Source organism: Xenorhabdus innexi (genome assembly GCF_002632485.1).
In the GTDB taxonomy this organism is placed as follows: domain Bacteria; phylum Pseudomonadota; class Gammaproteobacteria; order Enterobacterales; family Enterobacteriaceae; genus Xenorhabdus; species Xenorhabdus innexi.
Map to the genome: position 1 here is coordinate 1 of NZ_NIBU01000108.1, position 6,099 is coordinate 6,099.

Here is a 6,099-nt window from a genome sequence, read left to right on the forward strand (position 1 = left end):
GGTTGAAAACGCTTTTCTCCATTTGAAACGCTGGCGTGGTATAGCGACCCGTTATGCCAAAAATAGTGCATCGTTTCTTGCCGCAGTCCAAATCCGCTGTCTTGCTCTTTGGTTGAGTATTTCATGACGACACCATATAACTGTTATCTTTCCGTTTTCTTTTACTTCAAGATATCTTATTTTCATTTCATCCCTTGTTGTTAAGGATGAAGATAGAGCTAACAATTCATTAGGTAGAATAGCAGCTTCCGTTGTCTTAAGGGTTAGAGTTTCGCCAGTTGATGAATTTATTACAGATATACTCAAATCCTGATTAGCGACGCCACTCCAGTTCAACCCATTTATGAAGAAAATAGCAGTCTTATCATCTCTCACTCTGTCTATCTTTTGTCGAGTGTTCATCGCGTTTAATTCTGCTCTGTCGATTATACGGGAACCGAGCGCTACTTGCTGAACGGAATCATCTGCGGATAGTTTTTTAACTAATCTGGTCTTGCCTTCTTCGCCGCGAAGCAAGATTTCTTTACTTTCTTTTGTTTGTCCATGAATCAGGGCGTCAACGATAATTTTTTGCCCATCAACAACAGATTGAGTAGCTGCATTAATCAATTCTACTTTTGTTTTATTGTCATGCCGTTGAGTTTCGTAGTACTCACTTAACCAATGCCAGCCTACGGTGCTGGCACAAGTGGTCAAGGCTACAACCATGCCAAGAGCTTGTATACCATTCATTTTTTTCACCGCATTGTTTAAGAATTTCAGGGCTCCATTGATTGCTCGATCTGCTTGCCCTCTGGCTCGACTTGACCCCTCAGTTACATAGTAAACTATGTCTAGAGCTTTTTTATCAGATTCAGTTAAATTTGTCAGATTGGATGTACTATACCTAAATATTGCAAAAGCTCTATAAATTTCCTCGGTTAAATCAGCCATTCCAAATAGCATAGAGGCCGTTAATGATGATTTGTATCGTTGAGGTTCACCTTGAACATCAATATCTAATGTAGGCCAACCTATAAACTCAATATCCGGGAACACAAATTCATCTGATTCTATATTTTCAGTAGATAACATGTTTTTGACAAAAGAAATGAAATCATATTCAGACGAAATAATTATTTTCTCACTTTCTTCCATTGTATCTCCGATTTTAAAATTCACTATATTGTCTTAGTGGTTTGATTACATAGCGATATTATTTATCGTGGTTCGTAGCGTCTGTTTGTTAAGTGTGACGCACTATCCTAAATCACTGCCCCTAATATGTGATCGGAATTCTCTTAATCCGTGAAGACGCGGCATAACAAATTTACGCGCGACAAAATAAAAAATAGTTCCCGAATCAAAACTGTATTTGAGGGTTATTGTTAACTGAGGCGATAAATCTATGGAAGCTGTATTTTATATTAAATTACCTCAATAGATTGCTGGCTTTTAAGTTGTCCATATTAACCTAATTTATTTACACTAAAATGGATAGGTAAATCACCCATATGATAAAGCAGTTATCATTTTATCTCTCTATTAATAATGGAATATAAAATATCTTAAGCCTCTACTAATAAGGGTAATTATATGAAAATTATATATAGCTTGATATTAATGACTTCTTGTTTATTTATTCATCCAGTGCACGCTGAAACTTTATATCATGTAACTTTTAAAAACTCTTCGAGCAAGCATTTATATATCCATAGAGATGGGGATTATTGTATGAATGATGCGGGTAACTTAGATATAGACATCCCCAAGAGTGAAAGCAAGACAATGAATTTAAAAGATAGTGATGGATTTTTCAATTGTAGGATAGCGGATAGGTATGTGAATTGGTCTGTGCGTTACCCATACGGTGAAAATATAGCTGACTGCAAGTTAAGTTTTAATGTGAAGGTTATCACGATGGGTGGAGGACCGCGCACATGGAATGTAAAAATAAGCGGATGCGATGAACTGGTAAAGGAAGCAACTTGTGGTGAGCTAGCATGTCATAATAAATTTGTAGACTATTATGACATGAAAAATAAAAATATAGACATAACATTTCAGTAGTTAATATTTAATCCATTGTACTTGGCTGCCAATTAGTGAATATGAGTAAAATCATCAAATTACCTAAAGGCGGGATTTCCCGCCTTTTAACCCCTGATTTCATCAATCTCCGGTTATGAGCAGAAATTAACTAAAATCAAACAGTTACGTTAAACAGGAGAATCTTCCTCTTTTAACTCATTGATATTTAATCAGACGACATATTTGCAGTCTGGTCGCAATTCAATCTATCTACCACTGATGGGCAGGCAACTCATTGATTCTTTCGAGGTCCTCACTTTGGCTGCTTCAATATTGAGAGTGGTAATTACAATCCGTAATCGGGCTTTACCCTTTACTGTATGATAAGAGCTTGATTTTAAGCCCTCCCTGCGGTGGTTTGATGTGGCATTGTACACAAAAATAATACGGCTATCCGGCATGTAAGAGGATGGATGTCTGCTTTTTAGTGGCGTTTTTCCTTGGAGTTAAGATCCCAATTTCCCTTATCTGACCAGTGTAAAATCAAATTTCTATGTACCACATTGTGTACAACCTCCGTTTGTACATAAATGTGTGCATTTCTTCATTTTTTTATGTTAATTTTATCTTAATTAATTGTTTTTATATTATAATTTTTACTGTTCGTTATTTTTGCATTAATACTGCTAATTGTCGCAAAAATTTATTCTATCTAAATAACTGCTTACCTATTTTTGGTAGATGCCTCTAATAATTTTAATAAAAATAGTGATTTATATAAAAACAATCTACGTTTACATTTGAGATTATTTTGTTTTCCACAAATACAACTCGTTCGAAACCCTATATTGTCTTGCATGGGCTATTTCATTTTGTTATCACTTAGTGCTTTGTTGATAAATCTCATTGATAGGTTTTACTAATAGTAGTAATAAAAACAATCTAATCGTTAAATTGGCTTCAGCAGGTAATAATCAGCAATATTTCATTCTTAGAGAAGGAAACATTATGCATATTGGTGTACCAAAAGAGCGATACCCCAATGAAGCTCGGGTTGCTGCCACTCCGTCAACTGTAGAGCAATTACGGAAATTGGGATTTAGTGTAGTTGTTGAGTCAGGTGCAGGATATCTTGCCAGTTTTGATGACAATGCTTACCAAAAAGCAGGGGCTGTGATTGCAGAAAGTAATGAAGTCTGGCAATCAGATATTATTTTAAAAATAAATGCACCGGAAGAGAACGAAATCGCATTAATGAAGGAAGGAACTACGCTGCTTAGTTTTATCTGGCCAGCACAAAATCCTCAATTAATGGATAAGTTATCGGAACGTAACATCACCGTTATGGCAATGGATGCAGTCCCGCGAATTTCTCGTGCTCAATCTCTGGATGCTTTGAGTTCAATGGCAAATATTGCCGGTTATCGTGCCATTGTTGAAGCCGCTCATGAATTTGGCCGTTTTTTCACAGGTCAAATAACAGCAGCCGGTAAGGTAGCGCCAGCTAAGGTTATGATCATTGGCGCCGGAGTTGCAGGCCTTGCCGCCATCGGGGCAGCGGGGAGCCTTGGTGCGGTTGTTCGTGCTTTTGATACTCGTCCAGAGGTTAAGGAACAAGTGCAAAGCATGGGGGCTGAATTTCTGGAATTGGATTTCAAAGAAGAAGCCGGTAGCGGGGATGGTTATGCAAAAGTGATGTCAGAAGCTTTCATCAAGGCAGAGATGGCACTTTTTGCGGCTCAGGCAAAAGAAGTTGATATTATCGTTACAACAGCATTAATTCCGGGTAAGCCTGCGCCAAAACTGATTACCAAAGAAATGGTTGAATCGATGAAACCGGGCAGTGTGATTGTCGATTTGGCAGCGCAGAATGGCGGCAACTGTGAACTGACAGAAGCCGACAAACTTGTCGTGACAGATAATAGTGTCAAGATTATCGGTTATACCGATTTACCCAGTCGTTTACCCACTCAATCATCTCAGTTGTACAGCACTAATTTAGTTAATCTGATGAAACTGCTGTGTAAAGAAAAAAATGGTGAGATTGTTATTGACTTCGACGATGTGGTTATCCGTGGGGTCACCGTCATTAAAGAAGGGGAGATCACATGGCCAGCTCCGCCAATTCAGGTCTCAGTACAACCTCCTAAACCTGATCCTGTCAGAAAAACAGATAAACCGGCTGAGAAACCTAAATCCCCGTGGCTGAAGTATGGGTTAATGGCACTGGCGATTATTCTTTTCGGCTGGCTGGCCAATGTTGCTCCAAAAGAATTTTTGTCCCATTTCACCGTATTTGCTTTGTCTTGCGTGGTTGGCTATTACGTCGTCTGGAATGTCAGCCATTCATTACATACTCCACTTATGTCAGTGACCAATGCTATCTCTGGGATCATTGTTGTCGGGGCTGTACTGCAAATAGGTGAAGGTGGGTGGGTCAGTTTCTTTTCTTTCATCGCAGTGCTGATTGCCAGTATCAATATCTTTGGTGGTTTCACTGTTACACAACGCATGCTGAAAATGTTTCGGAAAGGATAAGGGGTAACTTATGTCGAATGGAGTAGTCACTGCTGCATATATTGTTGCTGCTATCTTATTTATTTTCAGCCTTGCCGGGCTTTCGCGCCATGAAAGCTCCGGGCGTGGCAATATCTTTGGCATCACGGGAATGGCAATTGCCCTGATTGCTACCATTTTAGGGCCTGATACCGGAAATATTGGCTGGCTTATTCTGGCAATGATTATTGGCGCAGTTATCGGAATTCGGCTTGCTAAAAAAGTAGAAATGACTGAAATGCCGGAGTTAGTTGCCATCTTACACAGTTTTGTTGGTTTGGCTGCTGTTCTGGTGGGTTTCAATAGCTTTATTGCCCATGATATTTTTGCCAATGCGATTCTGGAGAATATTCATCTGACCGAAGTTTTCCTTGGGATCTTTATTGGTGCTGTCACCTTTACCGGTTCCGTTGTGGCATTTGGTAAATTGCGTGGGAAAATCTCCTCAAAACCGTTAATGCTTCCCCATCGGCATAAACTTAATCTGGCTGCTTTAATTATCTCTTTTGTATTGATGGTTATCTTTATCAAAACAGAAAGTAGTGGTTTACAGGTTTTTGTCATGCTGGTAATGACTGCGATTGCTTTGGCATTTGGCTGGCATCTGGTTGCATCTATTGGCGGGGCAGATATGCCGGTCGTTATTTCCATGCTGAACTCATACTCAGGCTGGGCCGCTGCTGCCGCTGGTTTTATGCTGAGTAATGACCTGTTGATTGTAACCGGTGCGTTAGTGGGGTCATCCGGGGCGATCCTTTCTTATATTATGTGTAAAGCGATGAACCGTTCTTTTATCAGCGTTATCGCCGGGGGTTTTGGTAGTGATGGCGCTTCAACGGGTGATGATGAGGAGATGGGAGAATATCGCGAAACGACCGCAGAAGAGGTCGCTGAGCTGTTGAGAAACTCCACATCCGTTATTATTACTCCGGGGTATGGAATGGCCGTTGCTCAGGCACAATATCCGGTACATGACATCACCGCAAGATTACGTGAAAAAGGCATTAATGTTCGTTTTGGTATTCATCCGGTAGCAGGGCGTTTACCGGGTCATATGAATGTCTTACTGGCAGAAGCCAAAGTGCCTTATGATATTGTTCTGGAAATGGATGAAATCAACGATGATTTTGCTGAAACAGATACCGTTCTGGTTATCGGGGCGAATGACACAGTAAACCCGGCTGCACAGGAAGACCCTAACAGCCCGATAGCAGGGATGCCGGTATTGGAAGTCTGGAAGGCACAAAACGTGATTGTGTTTAAACGTTCGATGAATACCGGATATGCAGGGGTGCAAAACCCGCTCTTCTTTAAAGAGAACACACAAATGTTATTTGGTGATGCAAAAGCCAGTGTTGATGGAATCTTACGTGCGCTGTAAACAGATACCGATAAATTAATTATCTGAAGAGCTTTAAATAATAATTTAAAGCTCTTGGATTCGACTAATAAGTGCAATTTCTAAGAAAGGCGGTCAGTTGCTATAGTAGGCATCTTTCTCGCCAAAGGAAAATGCACTATGACCTATACACA

The 6,099-nt window shown here is 39.9% G+C and carries 3 protein-coding genes and 1 pseudogene; all 4 read left to right on the plus strand.

From position 1 onward, the window contains the following. Window positions 1-127 (plus strand): annotated as a pseudogene (locus Xinn_RS19670) (IS5/IS1182 family transposase); the annotation flags it as partial. 1,586 nt (window positions 128-1,713) lie between these two features. Beyond that, on the plus strand, window positions 1,714-2,049 hold the full coding sequence (locus Xinn_RS19675) for a hypothetical protein (RefSeq protein WP_086953088.1): 336 nt from the start codon (window positions 1,714-1,716) through the stop codon (window positions 2,047-2,049). Between the two features lie 969 nt (window positions 2,050-3,018). Next, on the plus strand, window positions 3,019-4,548 hold the full coding sequence (pntA, locus tag Xinn_RS19680) for a Re/Si-specific NAD(P)(+) transhydrogenase subunit alpha (protein ID WP_086953089.1): 1,530 nt from the start codon (window positions 3,019-3,021) through the stop codon (window positions 4,546-4,548). A gap of 10 nt (window positions 4,549-4,558) precedes the next feature. After that, on the plus strand, window positions 4,559-5,947 hold the full coding sequence (gene pntB, locus Xinn_RS19685; RefSeq protein WP_086953090.1) for a Re/Si-specific NAD(P)(+) transhydrogenase subunit beta: 1,389 nt from the start codon (window positions 4,559-4,561) through the stop codon (window positions 5,945-5,947). Window positions 5,948-6,099: the final 152 nt, after the last annotated feature.

What these genes read in the sequence shown, in the direction of transcription:
- Xinn_RS19675 (WP_086953088.1), top strand. Translation starts at nt 1,714, where the DNA reads ATGAATGATGCGGGTAACTTAGATATAGACATCCCCAAGAGTGAAAGC.
- pntA (WP_086953089.1), top strand. Translation starts at nt 3,019, where the DNA reads ATGCATATTGGTGTACCAAAAGAGCGATACCCCAATGAAGCTCGGGTT.
- pntB (WP_086953090.1), top strand. Translation starts at nt 4,559, where the DNA reads ATGTCGAATGGAGTAGTCACTGCTGCATATATTGTTGCTGCTATCTTA.